Origin of the sequence: Mucilaginibacter antarcticus (assembly GCF_042686155.1) — a bacterium.
Lineage (GTDB): Bacteria > Bacteroidota > Bacteroidia > Sphingobacteriales > Sphingobacteriaceae > Mucilaginibacter > Mucilaginibacter antarcticus.
Map to the genome: position 1 here is coordinate 238,004 of NZ_JBHUON010000001.1, position 21,523 is coordinate 259,526.

The window sequence follows — 21,523 nt, forward strand, 5'->3', positions numbered from 1 at the left end:
AAAACTTCAATATACAAAAAGAGACGTAAATCGATTGCGTCTCAACAAGATTGTTACTCCCCCTCCTCATCAGCTAAAATACCCAACACCTCATCAGCCTGTTTAAAGTTACTTCGGACGAAGTGGCACCAGTCGCATTCTTTTTTGCCGCAGCCTGTGTTAAAATCATGCGCCATGATCTTTTGGTAAACGGTGGTTATCTGGTTAGTGACGATCTCGATATCCTCCGGGGTGATGACAATCTTCTCGCTTGGATATTTGTCGTCAACCGGTTCAACAAAGTCAAATACGGTACTAATAGCTTCCCAATCGTTAGTACGGTCATTATCTATCAGTATTTTATAAAATACTGCCTGGCGCCAATAGTCGCCACCTTTGTCTTCTTCGCCTATGGGCCGTTTAAGCTTGTCCTTGGCATTTTTAAACTTACCCGTCTTGTAATCAACAATGGTGGCTTGCTTGCCGTTAAATTCAATTTTATCGAGGTTACCCTTAATAGGGATGCCGCCAATTTCGATGTTTTTAATGCTGCGCTCGGTAAGGGCAACTTTATTCCAGTTAGGCACATTTAACTCGTAATAGGCAGGCAATATCTTTTCGCCATAATCAACACGAAGTTTAAACTCCTCTTTGGTAAACGAGTCGCGGTTGCGGTACATATACCACTTAAACTCCTTCATAAATTGTTCGGTTGACGGGAAGTTATCGTCATCATCCTTCAACCACCTGAAAGCCTTATTTAGAGCCCAGTGCACTGCCTGGCCAAATGTTGCTGACGGGCTTTTGCCGGATGGCACCCTGATTAAACACTGAAAGTAAAAGCGCAACGGGCAATCCAGGTAGTTACTTAAATGGGTAACAGACAGCGTGTAATTCTGTAATAGTTGATTGATGTAGGTATGATCTATCAGCTCTACCTTTGGCTTGTCTGCCTCGCTAAACTGCGTGACAAAGAAGTCAAGCATGGCAACTTCGCTTACTTTAGGGTACTCAACAACCATGTCGGTCTTGGCCAATATCTCACCAATAAATTGCGACGACTCCTGGTCTTTACCCTTGCGGTCCTTATTAGCGTACGATATTATCAGGCATTGCTTAGCCCTGGTAAGCGCTACATAAAACAACCTGCGCGATTCTTCTTTTTGAGCGATATCATCATTGGCAGCCTGGGTCAATGTATCGGGGTACGTAAAGCCTGTATTGCGGCCCTTGCTATCCCAGGTTCTTTTATCGCAGCCTATAAAGAATACATGCTCAAACTCCTGCCCCTTTGATCCGTGTGCGGTGAAAAAATTGACGCCATTATCAGAAAAAATAACCTGGTTAAGATCCAGCCTGATGCCGTGCTCCTTCATGGTGTCTATAGTAGCTAACAGGTTGACTAGTTTTATTTCGGGGTTCTTTCTACTTTCGTCTTTTAAAAAGTCAAAGAAATTGGTGAGCACCTGCATAAAAGTGCCTTTATCCTGCTGATGCATAATGTATCGCAATATGCCCAACTTACCTATCACCTGCTGAAATAGCTGCTGTACGGTAATACTAACCGCATCTTTCAATAACTCGTCAATGTTATTAAGCAGGTATTTCATCTCGATATTTGGCGCGGCATCAAACAAGCCCTGCTGTGCCGGCACCCTTATTTCGTGAATATACCTTCGCAACGAAGTTTTAGGGGCGTTATTAGCCGACGTGGTAAAGTTTTCTTTTGATACCGCAATGCTGGCCTTGGCAATCTCTATAGGCGGAATGCTAAAGAAATCATAATGTAAAATCTCAAACAACAATTCGTCGCCACTGTAAGGCGAGTCGAGCTCCATGGCCAGGTAGCGTAATATATTGATGATCTTTTCGCCGAAAGGCATGCTTAAAACATCAATTTTTCGGCGGGTATTAACGGGTATTTTCTGGGTATTTAAATAGTGAATTAGGTCCTCAACCTGACTGTGGTTGCGGTAAATTACCACTATTTCGCGGGGTGGGGTACCGTTTTCAACCAAATGCCTGATGCTTTGTGCTACATCTACCATTTCCTGATCGGGGTTCTCGTACTCGCGGATGATGGGCTTTACAATGGCTTCGTCAAAACGCGGATGCGACGCTTTCAGGATTTTATCCAGTTTAAGTTGCTTCGTTAATCGCTCGTTATTGTTGTCAATGAGCGCGCGAGAAATATCCAGGATATGCTGATTTGAGCGGTAGTTATTCCGTAATATAATTGTAGATATTGTATCGATATAATCAGTATTAAAATCAAGGATGTTACGCATGTTGGCGCCCTGAAACTTAAAGATGGATTGATCATCGTCGCCCACTACAAATACATTTGGCGTTTCCCAATAGTTCAGCAAAAACTTCAATAGTTCGTTTTGCGATCCGCTGGTGTCTTGAAACTCATCTACCAATATATAATGATACCGCTCCTGGTAACGGCGCAATATTTCCTCGCTCTCGCGGAAGGCCTTAAGCACCCATATGATCATGTCATCATAGTCATAACGACCGCGGGCTTTCATCTTGGCGTCGTAATTTTTATACTCTCCTACCGCTATCCTAAGCTTCTCCATCCTATCCAGCATGTCCTGGTAGGTTGCTTTTTTGTCGCCTACTGCATTGTTAGCCGATTTTCGTTTATAGTAATATTGCGAATAGTAGGGCGAATCCTGGTCGCAATTATCCACCAGATCGATATAATCTGTGATTGCCTGGTAAAAGTGTCCCTCGTTCCAGTTCTCCCGCTTCATGGTAGAGAACAAGCTTTTCAATCTTGACACATCAAAATAGATATCGCCGGTAAAGCGCTTCAATAAGTGATCTTTCGGAAAATCGTCCACCAACTCGCGGAATAACATGGCCGATTCAAGATCAGACAAGGGCTCCAGGTTAAGTTTACCAAAATACTCCAGGTTTTCCTGTATCACCTCGTTACAAAAAGCGTGAAACGTATATATATGTATGCGGTAAGCATCGGGGCCAATAAACTCAAACAAACGCTTACGCATGGATACCGCGCCGGCATCGGTATAGGTTAAACAAAGTATCTCGCTGGCTAAAGCATCGGTGTCTGTCAATATTTTACCTATGCGTGCAGCTAGTATTTGTGTCTTACCGGTACCCGGGCCGGCAATTACCAGTACCGGGCCATCCATTTTATTAACAGCAGCTAACTGCTCGGGGTTTAATCCGGCAAGGGCATCCTGAAACTTTTGGTTGTATTTATTTAGGTTTGATTGCATCATTATTTGATAAAGATACTAAAGATATTAGTTAACCCCATTTGCTTTAGGAATAACATTTCAACAATATTTTACAACAAATAAAATTCATTGCAAATGTATCCGTTATATTTACAACCGAAGATTGAGACTATGGGACTACCGATGAGAATTACTTTTGATGATATAGATTATACTTATCAAATATTAAATACAAACCAAATAAATAAGCACACTACCGAGTTGGAGCTGATATTTAACGGCGAAAAGCTGGACCTGATATTAGACGAAAAGAAAAATTGGATACAAAACAGTGAAGAGAAGTCCGTCAATCCCGAGTTGGTACAGGCGCTTGGCAGGTCAGTGTCTTTGAGGCTGAGGATGTAATTATTTAGAATTAGCTCTTTTAAGCTTATTAAGTTCATTAATGTCTGATAAATCTTGCTTTCGGCCGCTAATGCTTTTATTTTTTATCAAATCATCCAATCCGATATAGTTGACGGGCACGCCATCTACATCAATAATCGGTATGCCTGGACCTACTAACGTTACAGCCCAAACCCAGTCCCTGTAGGGAAAAACACGTTGACACTTACCGGCAACTTACCACTTGGTTTTAGCTCGCCGGTAATAACTTTTGCTGCAGCGCGCTGCATTTCGGGGCTATTTTGGTAGCATTCAATAAGGCCGGTGCTTTTTTCAATACCCGGTAAACCTGCTATGGCATAAGGGTTGGCAAATACGCACATCACCACATTTTTATGCGCCGTGGCGGCGGCAATAAACTCTTTAATCGCATCGCTATAGTCTATCTTACTGGCAGGGCGCGTGCGGGTATCATGCAAACTGATGTACACCTGATCATACTCATTAAGCATATCTAACATTTTTTTCAGGTAAGGCACCTGGGCTTTTTTGTTTATAATAAATAGGTGGCCGTTGGTTGTCCATTTACCTAGCTCGGTTTGAAATGTGGTGTACTGATCTGCGCCGATGCTTACAACGGCTGTCTTCATTATCGGCTTTAATTTTATCCCCGCAGCATCGCCTTTTAAAACAGTTACGGCAGCGTCACTTAATTGCTGTATGAGCTGTTTAGCAGGCTCGCGGTTTAAGTCGGCCAAAATATTGGCAGCCGATACATCTTTACGGTTTGCCAAGCCTGCCCAATATTTAGCGGCCAGCACTTTCTTTACTTTTGCTTCAAACTCGGCGTATGGTATTAGGTGCTTACGTAATGCCACCTTTATTTTCTGCACAGCTTCCTTTGAATTCATAGATAGCTCTATGATATCGTTACCAGCCAAAAAAGCTTTTACTTCGGCCTGGCCATGAGGGTTGTTGACCGTAACGCCTTTCATTTCCATAGCATCCGACACCACCAACCCCTTAAAGCCAAGCGAGTCTTTAAGTACGCCGGTAATAATTGTGCGCGACAAGGTGGATGCCTGGTTAGGCGTTTTATCTAACGCCGGAATGCTCATGTGCGCTATCATCATCCCGCTCAAACCGGCTGCAATGGCTTCTCTGAAAGGATACATTTCTAACGAATCTAATCTCGCCCTGGTAAAGGGTAGCAGCGGCAAGGCCAGATGCGAATCGACGTTAGTGTCGCCATGGCCGGGGAAATGTTTGGCCGTAGTTAACAGCCCGGCATCTTGCATACCTTTAAAATAAGCAATGCCTTTTTTAGTTACGTTATATTTGTTATCGCCAAAACTACGGTAATTGATCACCGGATTGTTAGGGTTATTGTTAACATCCATTACCGGCGCAAAATTCATATGCATGCCTATGCGTTTAAAATCATAAGCTATGTATTGCCCCATTTTGTATATTAAAGTATTGTCTTGTATGGCCCCCAAAGTCATTTGATATGGGTATGAAAGTGTAGAATCTAAACGCATTCCTACTCCCCATTCTGCGTCTTGAGCAATCAATAGCGGCACGTCTGACAGGTGCTGGTAACGGTTAATTAAACCGGCCTGCCTACCCGGCCCACCCTGGAAAAACACCACGCCGCCAAGTTGCTCATTTTCAATAACTTTAGCTACAGAGTCCTCATATCTGCGACCCAAGTTGGTGTGTGCCCGCACAAAAAACAACTGGGCAACTTTATGCTTGCGGCTAAGCTTTTGATAGACAGAGTCCACCCACTTGTTCTGCTGACTTAATGATTGAATATAATCTGTTTGTTGAGCGAGGGTTACGGTGCTGATTTGGGTAAGAAAAATGAAGGCTGCACAGCTTGCAAATATTTTGATCCGGGTCATGCGTCAAAAATAAATTAAAAAATATTAGAAAACTGTAACCACTTAACAAAGTGCACCGTATAAGAGATATAATAACAGCAATAATAAATTAACCACAGCTATCGGTTGTACTTTTTAAAGTAAAAGGATATTACAAGGACTATAAATTTTTTACTCCCATGAAAAGACTTATCATTTTAGCCGCCATAATCCTTACGTCAGTATCTGTTAAAGCTCAAACATACTTCAACAATGCCCGCGCTGATTACGATAGCTATTTTGAAACCAAATTTGGTGTGCAGTTAAGCGGTAACCTTTCAAGCGCAAGTACAGGTTCAAATTTCACCACATCAAACATTGCAGGTTTTACCGCCGGCGTAAACATTGATTTCCCGGTTAACTATACTGTTTCAATTGTACCTGCGGTACTATTTACACAAAAAGGCTTTTCTGCCAATACCCCCTCAGGTAGTTATACCCAGCGTTCGCAATCAATTGATGTCCCTGTGTTAGCTAAATTTAGATCAAATGGTGCAATAAACTTCTATTTAGGCCCTCAGGTATCTTACCTGATATCAAACAGCAGCCAGTTTAATCAGAATTTTTCATCCGGGGATCGTAGCTCATACCAATATGGAGGCTCAAATATTCGGCTACAAGGGGTTGCGGGCGTCGGTGTTGATGTTAGCAGAACCCTTAGCTTGCACGGACGTTACGCTTTTGATTTAAATTCGACATCTCAAAATGGCAATCCAACAACGCCAACCTACCGTATGCAAGCATGGCAGTTTGGTTTCGGAGTAAATATTTAACTGATCTAATAAACATTAAGCGCTACGGCCGCCTTAAACAGGTGGCTTTTTTTGTTGCTCAATTATTCTGACAGCCATTAAATAAGCATTGTTATATTTGCACTTGATGCAAAATTTAGTCAACACGGCCCCGGTAAAAAAAAACTACGAATTCATAGATGTGATAAGGGGCATAGCTATGATAAGTATTGTAGCAGAGCACAGCATTACCATCGGGGGATATCAATTTCCGTATAATTCTGACAAATACTGGATGAATCTGGTGCTGGTACAATTGACCAAATTCGGAACTATTTCCTTCTTTTTATTGGCCGGTTTCTTGATAGGCGAAAAGTTTGCAGATTACTCGCCTACCGAATACTTAAAAAGGCGGGTATCAACCACCTTTGGCCCTTGGCTATTTTGGACCTTTATTTACATAGTAGCCATGCTGGTAACATTGCGAATCACAGAACGGATTTATCATGATAACAGGTTTAGCCTGCATAACATCTTAGAGCAAATCAAAACCCTTTACTTATACACCAGCTATTGGTTTATCATCAATTTTTTAATAAGTATCAGCATTTTGCTGATGTTTAGGAGATACCTATATTCTTATTATTTAGGCGGATCATTGCTTTTATTTACCTTTTTTTATGTCGTAAACATACACTTTGAGTGGGTAGACCCAAGACATACCACCGCCATTTTAGGATTTGTATTTTTTTTGTGGTTGGGTGCACAAATGCGTAAAAATTGGACTACTATAGAGGCCCTTATTAGCCGCACCTCTTATTTTACCTTTATCATATTATTTATCATTTCCTTTTCGCTATGCATTTATGAAATAACACAACTTCATGGCAAAAGCGTAGATCCGTTCAACACCTTGAGAATAAGTAACATATTGCTGTCGCTGGTAGTTTTTGGCTTGTTGCTGCGAATAAAAACTTTTAAACGCATCAGCTGGTTAAAGCCGCGACAAACTACGTATGGCATCTATTTGATACACTACATACTACTGATATTCTTATTGCCGGAGTTATTTGGTCATCTGCATATAGACGTACCTAACCTCTCTGTTCCGTTATCACTTTTATATAGGTTATCTCTGTTTATAGCGTGCTATGCGCTTACCTTCATAATAGTTTTACTCATCAGCAACTCCCGGTTAAAAAGACTAGTAGGAAATTAACAGATGTACGCTGTCTAAAAGCCATATCAGTAAAACCTCAATTCAGTATAACTCGGTTTAAAGAATCATTTGACCCTCACAATAGCCCAAAACCATCTTTTAAATCGTCTTCTTAAAGAATTATGCTTTTTTAAGTAATCAAATATTGGCTTAAACTCACGTGTTAAAATAAGATGGTCTGCCTCTTTCTCAGGCACCATAAATTTAGGATGTACAATGTCTGTGATTTCTTCTAGTGGAATGTTTGAGAATACGCTGTTTGCGTCCATAGTGTTCTCAGCAAGCTGCCCAAAACCTATGTTGCTTACCAGGTTTTTGTTAGGCACTACGTTAACACAATTATTAAAGAAATGAGCAAAGCCTGCCTGATAGTCCCAGGTATTAATCTCTCCTGACTTTGTTTTTTTGAAAATATCCAGCCAGCAATAAACAATAAACGGATCTGTGAATATCTTTTTAAGTTGTTGCTCTGCTTCCTGTTCGGTATAGCTAGTAAGGTCGCGGTCATATTGCACCCATGATCTTCGCCAGGTGGCAAAGCCCCAACCATTGGTAAGTTGCGAAAAGTAATACGTCGCGTTGTTCCAACTCCGGCCTTTTAGTAAGTTACTTCCTGATATCAGCCATACGCGCTCATCAAATCTATATTTTTCAAGCAAGGTGTCGCAAAACTTAAAAAAACTATCAGCGGGTAGGCAATCGTGTTCAAGTATTATACCTTCGGGCTCATGCTCAAAGAACCAGTTGATTGCGGTAGAGATCGCCATCTTGGGGCCCATATTCTCTTCATAAAATAGCGTTCGTAGCTCGCAGTGCCAATCTATGCCAGCTAATACTTTAACTTTGGTTTCTGCACATCTTTCTACTTCGTCGGCGCGATTATCACGTGGTCCATCAGCAACTATATACAATCGTTCGGGCTTGGCTTTTCTTATTTTTGCTAACACTTGCAAGGCAGTATCATGCCTGTTAAATATAATGAATAAAATGGGCGACGATGTTTGATATTGATGCTCTGTGGTATCCATATATTTATCTGATGTAGCAGTATCCTACTCGCTGAAAGCCTGCATATCTATCAGCTTACGGTATAGGCCATTGTTGTTAAGAAGCTCAAGATGCTTGCCCTGCTCGACTATTTTACCCGCCTCAAGTACCACAATAACGTCTGCATTTTGGATGGTGCTTAAGCGGTGGGCGATTACAAGTGAGGTGCGGTTTTGCATTAGGTTATTCAAGGCATCCTGTACCAGTTTTTCCGATTCGGTGTCCAATGCCGATGTCGCTTCGTCTAACAACATAATTGGCGGATTGCTCAATACTGCACGGGCAATACAGATTCGCTGGCGTTGCCCCCCCGAGAGTTTAGTACCACGGTCGCCTATGTTGGTATTGTAACCATCCTCGGTTTCTTCAATAAAATTATGAGCATTGGCAATGCGTGCGGCAGCTTGTACTTCATCCGGTGTGGCGTCGGGTTTGCCAAAAGCAATGTTGTTGTAGATGGTATCATTAAACAGGATAGACTCCTGGTTTACTATTCCCATCAGGCTTCTTAACGAGTCGGCGGTTACGTGTTTGATATCATGATTATCAATAGCGATCTGGCCCGACTGCGGGTCCATAAACCTTGGGATCAGATCCATCATAGTGGATTTACCACCACCTGATGGACCAACTAAGGCTACCGTTTTTCCCTTAGGTATTGTTAGGTTAAGGCCGGCCAATACTACTCTTTCGCCGTAAGCAAAGTGTACATCTTTAAAGTGGATACCCTCGTTAAAACTATTTAACGCAACCGCATCAGGCAGATCTTGTATTAAAGGCTTTTCATCTATCAGCGCCAGTACACGTTCGCCGGCGGCAATGCCTGAGTGGATATTACTGAATGAATCAGAAATGGCCTTAACCGGACGCATAACCTGAGAAAACAGACCTATGTAGGTTATAAACTGTGCAGGTGTAAGTGCGTCCTTGTCATTATCAAAAATCAAGCTGCCACCATATAACACAATACCGGCAATCATTGCTATCCCAAAAAACTCAGACACCGGCGAAGCCAATTGTTGCCGGCGCGCCATAGATTTAGCAATGCCGGAGTAAATTCTGTTTTCCCGATCGAATTTGTCTTTAATGTATCCGGTGGCATTAAACGCCTTAATGATTTTAATGCCCGACAAAGATTCGTCAAGATAACTGATCATGTTACCAAAGGTTTCGTGTATGGCGGTAGCTTGGGCTTTCAGGCGTTTAACTATTCGTGCTATAACAAACCCAGCTACAGGGATAACCAATAACGAAACCAACGTCAAATTAACTGATATAGCGAACAGCGAAATTACATATGCTATTAACGTAAGCGGTTCTTTAAAAATAACCTGGAGTGTGCCGGTTACAGAAAACTGAACCACCTGAACATCCGACGCAATTTTTGAGATGATGTCGCCCTTGCGCTCATTATTAAAATAGCCTAAATGAAGGTTCATCACATTATTAAATACAGTACGCCTGATATTAAGCAATGTATGCACCCGTAAATTCTCCATGGTACGCTGCGAGAGGTATCTGAAAAGGTTACTAAACAATGCCGACACCACGATTACCCCACATACAACTTTCAAAGTGCCAAACTTGCCGTAGTTGATAAGCATGTAGTTGACATAGTATTCAAACGTAGCCATAAAATCCAGCGCCGAGGGTTTTACGCCTAACTCAACAACCGGTGCATTGTCTTTAGAAAACAAGGTTTGCAACAATGGCGCCAACAGGGTAAGCGTGAAAGTGCTGAACAAGACGTAAATTATAGTGCAGATTATATAGGGAATAGCAAATTTTTCAATTGGCTTGGCAAATGATAATAACCGGAAATATGTCTTCATCAAAAATTTATAAAGTCTGCAAAGTTAACATGAAATAATGAGAATTATTGTCATTACTGCGCGACAGGCAATAGCGGTAAGGTAGCCTGCCATACATCAGCCAGTGTTACAATATCTACGCAAGGATGTGGCTCCGTTGGTAGCGTTTTAAAAATACATTGCCAATTACAATAGTAGCATGGCATTTTTTCGTAAACGCAAACAGGCCTGTTTATAATATGTGAGGGATAAGGCGCGAAACGTTCAAAATGACCGCCACCCAAAATACACACGCAATTAGTTTTTGTGGCCGCTGCGATATGGATGGCACTGGTTTCGTTAGATATAATCAGCGATGCCTTGCCTATCAGATCCACAAGGCCGGGCAAGGTGGTTTTATTAATAAGATTTGTAATAGCCCCGGCCGGTAAATTTTGCGCTATAAAATCGCCTATAACAACTTCGCCCGGGCCACCTGCTAAATAAATAGTGTCGCCTGTTTGCTCTCTGATCAGCTTTATCAATGCTAAAAATTTATCAGCTTCCCAGGTGCGTTTAATGATCCCTGCGCCGGGAAAAATAACGATCCCTTTTTTATCGGCACCAAAATCGCCAATGGACGGACCATTTAGGGCGAGGCTTTGCGCAAGTACGCTTTCGAAGAAAAACTTTGTGCGGTCAAATTCAAAGTAAATTTGCTGCGGCAAGGGCAATAGTTTTGTGTAAAAGCTGTCTGTTTTGCCTTTATATTTAGGCAACATGCGCTCGGTATCACTGGCAAAACCAATAATCTGCTTCGCCGCGGTCAACCCTGCCAGGCCGTCGTTGATTAGCGTGCGCGAGTAGCTGGGCTGCAAAACCACGCCATAATTATTGCTAAATAACTGCCAGGCAAGTTTAAGGGTATCCAGCGGTTTATCATACAAACTTTCGGCCTTGGTGAATATAAACTGATTTACAAAAGGCGCATCATATTGCGCGGCAAGGTCTTTCCAAAGCGGGTTCCCCAAAATATCCATTTTATAATCGCAGTATTGAACAGATGTCTTTACCTCTTCTATAAAATTTCGGAAGAGGATATAATCACCAATAGCATCCGTCTTAATAATTAACAGCCGTTTTTGCGACTGCCTAAACTTTGCGAAAAACCTGAACAGCCACGGCAATTTAAGCAGGGTGAAACGGGTAAGCCTGAACATATTTCGGTTTTGTGCCATATTATTTATTCAGTATAAAACGCTTTAATGCACCCAATAATCCTATGGTACGGTTAAGGTAACGGTAGTATGAGGCAGGCTTCAGGTATTGTTTAAATAATTGATCGCGTTGGCTTTCAAACAACTGGTCTTTAACCGTAGATGAAAATCCGCCTTCTGAGAAACTGGCCATTAGCTTATCCAGGTGTTCAAATTGGTAAGCCGTATCTTTCCATAAACGAAGGTTAAGGTGATAGTCGGCATATACCTTATATTGGGTATCGTACTGGTAGCTTTCAAAAACCCCCTTAGGGTAAAATAGCGCTTGGTGTATAAAATTTAGTTTGGTTAAATAATAGTCATCATACACCTTATAAAAAGGCTGGCCATAATAAACCACATTGGCATAGTAAACCGTTGACGCATTATTCAAAAGCGCCGGAACGTCTTTAAAATCCTCCAGCAAGGTATCATCCACTCCTAAAAAATAAACCCATTGGCCTCGGGCATATTTAACAGCCTGGTTCATGGCGTCGTAGATACCACCATCAGGTTTACTGGCCCAGTAGCTTATGCTATTCGGATGTTGTTTTAACAGGTCGATGGTACCGTCGGTACTGGCACCATCAAGAATAACCAGTTCTATATCATCACTCAAAAAACGGGTTACATTTTCAAGATAGCCCGGCAATAGCGCAGCAGCGTTTAACACCACTGTTATAATAGTAATCTTTGGCGAGGTGTTGTTCCCGCCGGTTAACCGTTTGCCGCCTTCTGTCATTTACCCAAATAGCTTTTTAAATTTATAGCCCCACACCTGCTTAATTATAAAATTAAACTTACTTACGGACGATTTTTTCTGAATATACAATAAGGTATCCCTGTTAATAAACATGAACCACACCAAGCCGAACGCGAAATAATTTTGCATCCTGTCTTCCATCAGCCTAAATAGCTTCTGCTTAAACTCGTTATGGTTATTATGCGGATAAGCGGCAAATTCGCGGGTAATGTTATACTGGTTCTCAATTTTCTCCAATCCCTTGTTTTTCTTTTTAGCCTGGCCCCTGTCCTGTCGTAATATATTGGTACTGGCCTTTTGATGCTGGCGATATTGTACTAAAGCCTGCGGCAGATAACCAATGCTCCCCACGTTGCAGGCAATATAAGCCAGCCACCAGTCATGTATAATCACTTTATTAAAACCTGTAAGGTAACTAACCAGCTCGCGCTTAAATAAGATGCTATGGCCCGATACACAATTCTCGAATAGAAAAACACGCGAATCGTTCCCAGCGTAAAAGTTCCTGACGTCAGTTACCTTTTTATTTAGAGGCTGCTCTTGCTCGTCAGTAAACTCCGAATCATGGTACAGCATAATATTGTCGGCAATACCTTCCACCATCAACCTAATCTTATCCGTATCCCAAATATCATCCTGGTCGGCCAGGGCAATTAATTCACCCTGCGTTAATGATATGGCTTTTTCGAAGTTTTTTACATAACCCAGGTTACTTAGATTATGATGCAGTTTAAGCTGCGGATGGTTGGACGCGTATTCTTGAAGTATTGTAACAGTACCATCGGTAGAGCAATCATCAACTACAATTAACTCTATATTACTGTACGTTTGGCCAACCAGCGTATCTAACTGCTGCCGCAAATACGGCGCGCCGTTGTAAGTACATAAAGCTATAGAAACCAGTGGCTGCTGTATCATACTTTTAAACATGTATTCTGCTTGAATGTCTTTTTAGTAGTCACGCTTTATTTTACCAGTTTGTAATTACGGTACTCGCTTACGCGCCAACCGGTAATATCTTCTATTTTTTGCAAAACCTTGCGCCTAAATGGCATTTGTTTGCGTAGGGTTTGCAAATCTATATCAAGTTTCCAACTGGTAGCTGCCAAACGCTTTTGCATTACCGCGGGGTGTGTGCCGTCAAAACGTAACAGCCTATCTGGGTTTTTATGGCCGTAATCAAACGTAAAGCTTTCGGGCAGGTTTTGGGCCATCCACTCATCGTCATGATAAAACTGGTTAAAGTTGCGCAGCTTGTTTGCAAGCCCGCCCGGCGGCTTTACCCAGCCGTAATGATATATATAGGCGTCTATCAGCTTTACATTAAGTTTGTGGTTGTCGGCCCATCTAAATCCCTGCGCGTCGCGGTACGAGTGTATGTCTTTATTGTTCCTGATGATCCTGATCTCGCGGCGATACCACCTGCGCGAATGACCGTAATAATCATACGATCCATAAAAGTGCAGGTACTTAAACAGCAAACCGTCTATAGCGGGGTTGTTTAAAGCTTGCTGTAACTCCCGCTGTACCGTATCATGGTATTTTTCATGTACGCATTCATCGCCCTGTATATAAAAGGCCCAATCTACATCGAACGAGATGGCGGCAAAAGCCTTATCAGTTTCGGCTGCGAATACAGCCCCCCCGTCGCGTATAGATTCGTCCCAAACAGTGTTGACGATCTTTATTTTGGGCGACTTGATATCGCGCACTAACTGCTCGGTTTCATCATCGCTATTGCCAACAGCCACCACAAACTCATCACACAAAGGCAATACAGATGTAATAGCTTCAACAATGGGATAATCGTTTTTTACCGCGTTGCGGATAAAGGTAAAACCGGCTACTTTCATTAAGCGTTTTTAGTTCAAAGCACAAATATAGTTATCTGCCGGTTTTAAGCGCTTATATAATGTAATAGGACAGTAAGTGGTTTTTAGCCAATAACCTAACTATCGCGCGTATGTCTAACCCTTTGTAGACAATAATTGTTATATTTGAAAATCAGGGTAGCAATGCATCATTCTCCGCAAATCAATCATTTTCTTAAAGAGTCGTTTTTTTTCTACACCATTGCCATTGGGATGGATAGTTGTTACTCTTACGTTAGCAAGAATTACGACCGCAATTTTGAGTTTACCGATAGCACCTTATTGGGTAGACATTTCAGTGTAACGCTACACCCCGAAGATATTATCATTTGCGAAAAAGCAGGAATGCAATGTTTCAATGCTCCGGGTCAGCTTTTTTCGGCCACTTTGCGCAAACATAACGGTCACGGCGGCTTTGTAACCACCCAATGGGAAATGCAGGCCATCTTTGACGACAACGGCCAACCTGAAGGGATATTTTGCGTTGGTTATAACATCACAGAATTTGTAGACACGCGCAGCAGGTTAAATACTGCCCATACCCAACTAAACGAAATTGGCTTTATACAATCGCACCTGGTGCGTAAGCCCTTGGCTAATATTATTGCGCTCACAGCGCTAATTGAACAAGACTTGACCGATGAACGCTCGAGTCAGCTTTGTAAAATGCTCACCCAGAGTGCCGGCGAACTTGACCAGATGATCAGAGATATATCTGATAAAACAGACGAATAAACCAAAGCTGTTTAATATTGGTCCTCATCTTGACGTTATTTTTGTTCCTTTATAACTATGCAGGCAGCCAGCAACATACAACCCACCGTTACTGATTTTAAATCGGTTGCGCGGGCGCTTACCATTGTTGAGAATGACTTGCCCGGTGCTGACACCTTATTAAAGGGTCTTCAGTTTACCAAAGCCACGCCTATTATAGGTATAACCGGCCCACCCGGTGCCGGCAAAAGCACTTTGGTAAACAGCCTGATTGGGCAATTAGTTAGCAACGGAAGCAAAGTGGCCGTATTGGCTATTGATCCAACCTCGCCATTTAACTTTGGTTCTTTACTAGGCGACAGGATCCGCATGAGCAGTCACTTTAACCATCCGGATGTTTTTATACGGTCGCTAGCTACCCGGGGATCATTAGGGGGGCTTTCAGCAAAAACGATTGAGATGACGGATGTATTGCGAGCCGCCGGATTTGATTATGTGCTGATAGAAACCGTAGGCGTGGGCCAATCAGAAATTGAAATAGCGGGCCTGGCCGATATTACTTTTGTGGTGTTGGTGCCCGAGTCGGGCGACGAGATACAGAACATTAAATCGGGTTTGATGGAAATTGCAGACGCCTTTATCATTAACAAGGCCGACCGTGACCATGCCGACCTGTTTGCCAACAATCTTAAAAAGATCATTCATCAAAAAGAAGGCGCGGAAACACCAGTATTTAAAATCACAGCTACTACCGGCGAAGGGATTGAGCAAATAAGCGCCTTTATATCAACAGCTAAAACTACCGCAAATACCCGCAAAGAGTTTTTACTGGCCGAAAAAGCCTATCGTCTAATTCAGCAAAAACGCATGGCGGGCGTAGACAAAAAAAAGCTGCAACAAGATATTGCTGCAGCTTTAAATGATGGTGGGTTTAACTTGTATAGTTTTGTAGAGACGCAATACTAAATCCGAATCTTACGAATTCATGATCTCCTCTATATGATCAGCCTCTAACGGGATATCGGCCATCAGGTCGATATTGCCTCCCTTGGTAATCAGGATATTATTTTCTAACCTGATACCCAGATTTTCGGCCGGGATATAAATACCGGGTTCGCAGGTAAGCAGGTTTCCCGCTTCGAAAGGTTTGTAGCGACTGGCAAAATCATGCACATCAATACCCAAGTGGTGCGATGTGCCGTGCATAAAGTATTTCTTATAAGCCGGCATCTTAGCGTCTTGCTTTTCAACATCATGTTTAGTTAACAGGCCAAGATCAATCAGCTCGCCCGTCATCACCTTGCCAACTTCGTCATGATAGTCATTCCAGACGGTGCCTTCTACCAACATTTCTTTGGCCGCGTTCATTACACGCAGTACAGCATTATATACGTCGCGCTGGCGTTTGGTAAAACGGCCGCTAACCGGTATTGATCGGCTCATGTCGGCATTATAGTTACCGTACTCGGCGCCAAAATCAAATAGTATTACATCGCCATCATTACAAACCTGGTTGTTATCTATATAATGTAATACAATAGCGTTTTTGCCCGACGCAATGATTGGGCTATAAGCATGCCCTGTAGCACGCTGACGGATAAACTCGTGGATGATCTCTGCTTCTATCTCATACTCAGTGACGCCCGGTTTGGTAAACTTAAGCACACGCTTAAAAGCATCATTAGTAATACTAATGGCTTTTTGGGTTAATTGCACTTCTATATCAGATTTCACAGCGCGCAGATCTCGCATAATAGGTGCCGAGCGCTCGTAATTATGCAGGGGATATTTCGCCTTCAATTCTTCCAGCATCCGCAAATCGCGGTATGGTACGGTAAAACTGGCACGATCATTCTCGTTTGTGTTGATATATATATTATCAGCATAGTTAATAATGCTATGCAGTATATTTTGATAATCGCTTAACCAATAGACATTTTGTATCCCCGATACTGCGCGGGCTTCCTCCTTAGTGTACTTGTGTCCTTCCCAAACGGCAATGTACTCATCGGTTTGTCTTAAAAACAGTACTTCTTTGTATACAGAATTAGGACAATCCGGATACAAAAGCAATATGCTCTGCTCCTGGTCTATACCTGTCAGGTAAAAAAAATCGGCGTTTTGTTTAAATATAAATGCCTGATCGCCACTACGTGGAAACTCATCATTAGCGTGAAAAATAGCCGCAGCGTTGGATTTAATTCGTAAAACGAAATTTTTTCTATTATTTCTAAATAAATTATTTTCGATAGGTAAATATTTCATAGTATTCATTATTATTTGTACTACTTATAGAACATTTTTCATTTCTTTGTGTTATAAATATAATTTTGGAACAGTTATTGGTAACCGTTTCAAACATAATTACTATTTTTGGAAAAAATCACAATTAAAACATTGTTTAATCTTAAAACTATGAACTATTCTACATTAAAAAAAACAGTCGCTCTATCTGTAGCTTCATTAATGGCAGTTGCTGCTGTTAACGCGCAGGATGCGGCTAAACCTGCTGCCAAAGTGTTTGGTGGCGCGGGTCAGTACAGTACCTGGGATCTGGGTATCAACGTTGGCGCTACTTCAACAACTATGGCAACTGGTCAGGCAGCCGATTTTAATGGCAACATTGTTAGCTTAGGCTTCGGTGCTTCATTGAAAAAACAACTTGCGCACTCTTTTGCTTTACGCCTTGATTTAAACGGTGGTAAAGTACAAGGTACTGCAGGCAATGCAGGTTATGTTGGTGATGGTGTTACTGGTAACAGATACATCAAATTTTCAACTCCTTACATGCAAGGTACTATTAGCGGTGTTGTTAACGTAGCTACTATCGACTTTTTACGTCGCGAAAATTCTGTAAACTTCTTAATAAGTGCAGGTGCTGGTTTAATTAACTTTAACCCAACCGTTTACGGTGCAACCACTCCAGGTTACCCAACTACCGTTTCTGCAACTTACAACACTGCAAGTGCAACTAACACAAACCCACACAGAGTTACTAACTTAGTAATCCCTGTAGGTGTAGGTGTTAAATTCAAATTGTCTGATGTTGTTGGCTTGAACTTAGGTTACAACGAAAACTTCATCGATGGTGATGTATTTGACGGTGTAAACAGAGCACACCCTACTAAAGATCATTACTCTTACGGTTATGCTGGTTTAGAGTTCACTTTAGGTGGTGCTTCAAAACCAAACTTACAATGGGTTAACCCGGTGGCTATGATGTATGACGAACTTTACGACGAAACTTTACGTAAAGAAGTTGAAGCATTGAAAGGCCGTGTTACTAACGTTGAAAACGCTGTTAACGACTTGAAAAAAGATTCTGACGGTGACGGTGTTGCTGATCAATTTGACAAATGCCCTAACACTCCTGCAGGTACTGTAGTTGATGGTTCAGGTTGCCCTATCGTATTCCCTAAAGTAGCTGAAGCTGCTGCTGCTGGTGCAACTGGTGAGGCTTATAGCAACATCCAGTTTGAATTTGATAGCTCAGTATTAAGAACTTCATCTTACCCAGTATTAGATGCTACTTCTGCTGACTTACGTGCAAACGGTGCTAAAGTTGAAATCGGTGGTTACGCTTCATCTGAAGGTACTGCTGCTCACAACTTATCATTGTCAAAAGATCGTGCTAACTCTGTAAAAACTTACTTAGTTAACTCTGGTGTTGACGCTAAAAACCTTAAAACTAAAGGTTACGGCGAAACTAACCCACTTGCTGACAACTCAACTGAAGAAGGACGTGTAATGAACCGTCGTGTTTCTTTCAAAAGATAATTTTTGAAATCAGTTAATGCATATAAAGGCTCTCCAATTTGGGGAGCCTTTTTTGTTTAGCTATATTTGCTCCTGCAATTTCAGATCAGAAATGCAGTAAATTTGAAGCATGTACTTTTTCCGTAAGAAAGATCCAAACAGGCCCACCAGTTTTAACCTAAGAGCAATGCATACCATTAATGCTATTGCTATTATTATGTTCCTGCTAGGGATTACCTGGAAATTAATTGACTGGTTCATCTTGAAGTAAATATTAATCACCGGTAGCTTTAGCTGCCACAATACGCTTATCTAAAATGAAAAAAGTAATCAAAACCGAAGACGCGCCTGCTCCCATTGGCCCATACAACCAGGCAATACAGGCCGGTAACACCATATTTGTATCAGGCCAGATACCTTTGCATCCGTATACCGGTGAGCTGGTTACCGACAACATTGCCGCCGCCACGCATTTAGTAATGGAAAACATTGGCGCCATACTAGCTGCCGCTAAAGCTGATTTTACCCATATTGTTAAAAGCAGCATTTTTTTAACCAATATGGCAGATTTTGCCGAGGTTAACGAAGCTTACGGCTCCTATTTCGAAGATAATTTCCCGGCGCGCGAAACTGTGCAGGTATCTGCCCTGCCTAAAGGCGTTAGTGTTGAAATTTCTGTAATAGCGGTTAAAGCCTAAGGATAATAATCCCTTGAACGGTCAGCCATTTCAAACACCTGTTGAATATTTAAAAGGCGTTGGCACCGCGCGTGCCGAGGTACTTAAAAAAGAGCTGGGTGTTAAAACGCTTGGAGATTTGCTACAGCATTTCCCTTTCAGACATATTGACCGTACAAGGTTTTATAAAATAAAGGATGTACAAGATGACCTGCCGTATGTACAGGTTATTGCCCGCGTAACCCGCAAGGAAATCCTAGGCGAAAAACATACCAAACGCCTGGTGGCGCAGGTACAAGACGATACCGGCGTAATGGAGCTCGTATGGTTTCAAGGCATTAAATGGGTTGAAAAAAACCTTACCGCAGGCAAAGCTTACATCCTGTTTGGTAAGCCGGGATCATTCAACGGCAAGGCACAAATGTCGCACCCGGAGTTTGATCTGTATGGGTCAGAAGCGGCACAGCGCAAGGGTAATCTAACCCTGCAGCCGGTATACAGTTCTACCGAAAAACTTAAACAGTTTACTTTAGACAGCAAAGGCATACAAAAGCTCGTAGTCGGCTTGTTAGATCAGTTTGCCCGCGAGATTACCGAGAACCTGCCGCTATACATCGTCAATAAATTTAAGTTGATGGCGCGAGCGGATGCCTACCGCAATTTCCACTTCCCCGAAGATGCCAACAAACTTGCCGAAGCCCGGCATCGACTTAAATTTGAGGAGCTTTTTTTGTTGCAGCTCAAGCTGCTTAAAAACAAAGTACTACATACCCAAAAGTTTAAAGGCGCCATTTTTGATAAGGTAGGCCCGTTTTTTAACGAGTTTTATGCCCACAAACTCCCTTTCGAGCTTACTAATGCACAAAAGCGCGTACTAAAGGAAATACGTCAGGATACACAGCGCGGGGTGCAGATGAACCGCCTGCTGCAAGGCGACGTTGGCAGCGGCAAAACCGTGGTGGCGTTAATGAGTATGCTGATAGCTATTGATAACGGCTTTCAGACTTGTATTATGGCACCAACTGAGATACTGGCATCACAGCATTATCAAACCATAAAAAGCTTAGTTGGTGATGGCTTTATTGAAGTTGCCCTGCTTACGGGCTCGGTAAAAACTAAGGACCGCAAGATCATCCACCAAAAACTAGAGAATGGCGAGCTTAAAATATTAATAGGCACCCATGCCCTTATTGAAGATAAGGTACAGTACCAAAACCTGGGCATGGTGGTAATTGACGAGCAGCATCGCTTTGGTGTAGAGCAGCGCTCAAAATTATGGCGCAAAAATGTGATCCCACCGCATGTGTTGGTGATGACAGCTACGCCTATTCCCCGTACCCTGGCTATGACTTTGTACGGCGACCTTGACGTATCTGTAATTGACGAACTACCGGCCGGGCGCAAGCCAATCAAAACGGTTCATCTATATGAGTCGAGCCGCCTGCGGATGTTTGGCTTAATGAAGGAGGAGATTGCCAAAGGCCGGCAGATCTATATCGTTTATCCGTTGATACAGGAGAGTGAAAAGCTTGACCTTAAAAACCTGATGGATGGCTTTGAAACCATATCACGCGAGTTCCCCTTACCGCAGTACCGCATAAGCGTTGTTTATGGCAAGATAAAAGCTGAAGAAAAGGAATACGAAATGCAGCGCTTTGTGCGCGGCGAAACGCAGATCATGGTGGCCACTACAGTGATTGAGGTTGGCGTAAATGTTCCAAACGCTTCGGTGATGATTATTGAGAATGCCGAGCGTTTTGGACTATCGCAATTACACCAGCTGCGAGGCCGCGTGGGGCGGGGTGCAGAACAATCCTATTGTATCCTCATGAGCAAGGATAAACTCAGCGCCGATGGCCGTATTCGCCTAAATACGATGGTTAAAACCAACAATGGCTTTGAGATAGCCGAAACCGACCTGCAGCTACGCGGCCCTGGCAATATTGAAGGCACCCAACAAAGCGGTTTGCTGGATTTGAAAGTATCCGATTTGACTACCGACCAGGAACTACTGATGCTCTGCCGTAAATGTGTAGAAGACATCTTCGCGGTAGATCCGCAACTGGCCGCACCTGAACACCAGGTGTTAAATATGGCCTTTCAGGATAAGAACGCGGGCTTAAGCTGGAATAAAATTTCTTAAACATCTTTGTCGGCCTGCTGTCTTAATTTCAAATAAACAAAATTGGTTAAGCC

The 21,523-nt window shown here is 42.4% G+C and carries 18 protein-coding genes; 9 read left to right on the forward strand and 9 right to left on the reverse strand.

The genetic code is table 11. The features are described from left to right. Positions 1-53 precede the first annotated feature (53 nt). On the reverse strand, positions 54-3,236 hold the full coding sequence (locus ACFSYC_RS01005; protein ID WP_377122519.1) for an ATP-dependent helicase: 3,183 nt from the start codon (positions 3,234-3,236) through the stop codon (positions 54-56). Positions 3,237-3,377: 141 nt separating this feature from the next. Here ACFSYC_RS01005 and ACFSYC_RS01010 point away from each other — a divergent pair, with 141 nt between their 5' ends. Next, the gene (locus ACFSYC_RS01010; protein WP_377122522.1) at positions 3,378-3,599 is read left to right on the forward strand and encodes a hypothetical protein; all 222 of its coding nucleotides are present in this window, start codon (positions 3,378-3,380) and stop codon (positions 3,597-3,599) included. 161 nt (positions 3,600-3,760) lie between these two features. On the opposite strand, the gene ACFSYC_RS01015 is transcribed toward ACFSYC_RS01010, so the two are convergent. Beyond that, positions 3,761-5,485, reverse strand: coding sequence for a glycoside hydrolase family 3 protein (locus ACFSYC_RS01015; protein WP_377122525.1), 1,725 nt, complete (start codon positions 5,483-5,485; stop codon positions 3,761-3,763). A gap of 158 nt (positions 5,486-5,643) precedes the next feature. On the opposite strand from ACFSYC_RS01015, the gene ACFSYC_RS01020 reads away from it, so the two are divergent. Further along, positions 5,644-6,276, forward strand: a complete 633-nt coding sequence (locus ACFSYC_RS01020) for a porin family protein (RefSeq protein ID WP_377122528.1) — start codon at positions 5,644-5,646, stop codon at positions 6,274-6,276. Between the two features lie 106 nt (positions 6,277-6,382). Continuing rightward, on the forward strand, positions 6,383-7,453 hold the full coding sequence (locus ACFSYC_RS01025; RefSeq protein WP_377122531.1) for an acyltransferase family protein: 1,071 nt from the start codon (positions 6,383-6,385) through the stop codon (positions 7,451-7,453). Between the two features lie 65 nt (positions 7,454-7,518). Here ACFSYC_RS01025 and ACFSYC_RS01030 read toward each other — a convergent pair whose 3' ends face one another. Genes ACFSYC_RS01030 through ACFSYC_RS01055 form a run of 6 tightly spaced genes read right to left on the reverse strand, consistent with a single transcriptional unit; the run spans position 7,519 to position 14,162 of the window. Continuing rightward, positions 7,519-8,481 carry a nucleotide-diphospho-sugar transferase gene (locus tag ACFSYC_RS01030; protein ID WP_377122534.1) on the reverse strand — a complete coding sequence of 321 codons (963 nt, stop codon included), beginning with the start codon at positions 8,479-8,481 and terminating at the stop codon, positions 7,519-7,521. A 24-nt stretch (positions 8,482-8,505) separates the two neighbouring features. Next, positions 8,506-10,332 (reverse strand): ABC transporter ATP-binding protein, encoded by a 1,827-nt coding sequence (locus ACFSYC_RS01035; RefSeq protein ID WP_377122537.1) that lies wholly within the window; start codon positions 10,330-10,332, stop codon positions 8,506-8,508. A 53-nt stretch (positions 10,333-10,385) separates the two neighbouring features. Next, the gene (locus tag ACFSYC_RS01040) at positions 10,386-11,528 is read right to left on the reverse strand and encodes a glycosyltransferase family 9 protein (protein WP_377122540.1); all 1,143 of its coding nucleotides are present in this window, start codon (positions 11,526-11,528) and stop codon (positions 10,386-10,388) included. A 1-nt stretch (position 11,529) separates the two neighbouring features. Then, positions 11,530-12,288: a glycosyltransferase gene (locus ACFSYC_RS01045; protein WP_377122543.1), complete on the reverse strand. Its 759-nt coding sequence runs from the start codon at positions 12,286-12,288 to the stop codon at positions 11,530-11,532. Continuing rightward, a complete protein-coding gene (locus tag ACFSYC_RS01050; RefSeq protein WP_377122546.1) occupies positions 12,289-13,227 on the reverse strand; it encodes a glycosyltransferase family 2 protein in 939 nt (312 codons plus the stop codon). It abuts the gene before it with no gap. Between the two features lie 47 nt (positions 13,228-13,274). Beyond that, complete coding sequence (locus tag ACFSYC_RS01055) at positions 13,275-14,162, reverse strand: glycosyltransferase family 2 protein (protein WP_377122549.1); 888 nt, start codon at positions 14,160-14,162, stop codon at positions 13,275-13,277. Between the two features lie 144 nt (positions 14,163-14,306). Here ACFSYC_RS01055 and ACFSYC_RS01060 point away from each other — a divergent pair, with 144 nt between their 5' ends. Further along, a complete protein-coding gene (locus ACFSYC_RS01060; protein ID WP_377122552.1) occupies positions 14,307-14,915 on the forward strand; it encodes a hypothetical protein in 609 nt (202 codons plus the stop codon). A gap of 57 nt (positions 14,916-14,972) precedes the next feature. Next, the gene (meaB, locus tag ACFSYC_RS01065; protein ID WP_377122555.1) at positions 14,973-15,860 is read left to right on the forward strand and encodes a methylmalonyl Co-A mutase-associated GTPase MeaB; all 888 of its coding nucleotides are present in this window, start codon (positions 14,973-14,975) and stop codon (positions 15,858-15,860) included. Positions 15,861-15,869: 9 nt separating this feature from the next. Here meaB and ACFSYC_RS01070 read toward each other — a convergent pair whose 3' ends face one another. Then, a complete protein-coding gene (locus ACFSYC_RS01070; RefSeq protein WP_377122558.1) occupies positions 15,870-17,159 on the reverse strand; it encodes an aminopeptidase P family protein in 1,290 nt (429 codons plus the stop codon). 150 nt (positions 17,160-17,309) lie between these two features. Here ACFSYC_RS01070 and ACFSYC_RS01075 point away from each other — a divergent pair, with 150 nt between their 5' ends. The 4 genes from ACFSYC_RS01075 to recG all read left to right on the forward strand — a co-directional run bounded on the left by ACFSYC_RS01075 (position 17,310) and on the right by recG (position 21,470). Next, the gene (locus tag ACFSYC_RS01075) at positions 17,310-18,671 is read left to right on the forward strand and encodes an OmpA family protein (RefSeq protein WP_377122561.1); all 1,362 of its coding nucleotides are present in this window, start codon (positions 17,310-17,312) and stop codon (positions 18,669-18,671) included. A gap of 109 nt (positions 18,672-18,780) precedes the next feature. Next, the gene (locus tag ACFSYC_RS01080) at positions 18,781-18,921 is read left to right on the forward strand and encodes a DUF6728 family protein (protein WP_377122564.1); all 141 of its coding nucleotides are present in this window, start codon (positions 18,781-18,783) and stop codon (positions 18,919-18,921) included. A gap of 46 nt (positions 18,922-18,967) precedes the next feature. Then, positions 18,968-19,348 carry a RidA family protein gene (locus ACFSYC_RS01085; RefSeq protein ID WP_377122567.1) on the forward strand — a complete coding sequence of 127 codons (381 nt, stop codon included), beginning with the start codon at positions 18,968-18,970 and terminating at the stop codon, positions 19,346-19,348. Positions 19,349-19,361: 13 nt separating this feature from the next. Beyond that, entirely contained in the window at positions 19,362-21,470 is a 2,109-nt protein-coding gene (recG, locus tag ACFSYC_RS01090) for an ATP-dependent DNA helicase RecG (RefSeq protein ID WP_377122570.1), read from the forward strand. The last annotated feature ends 53 nt before the right edge of the window (positions 21,471-21,523 follow it).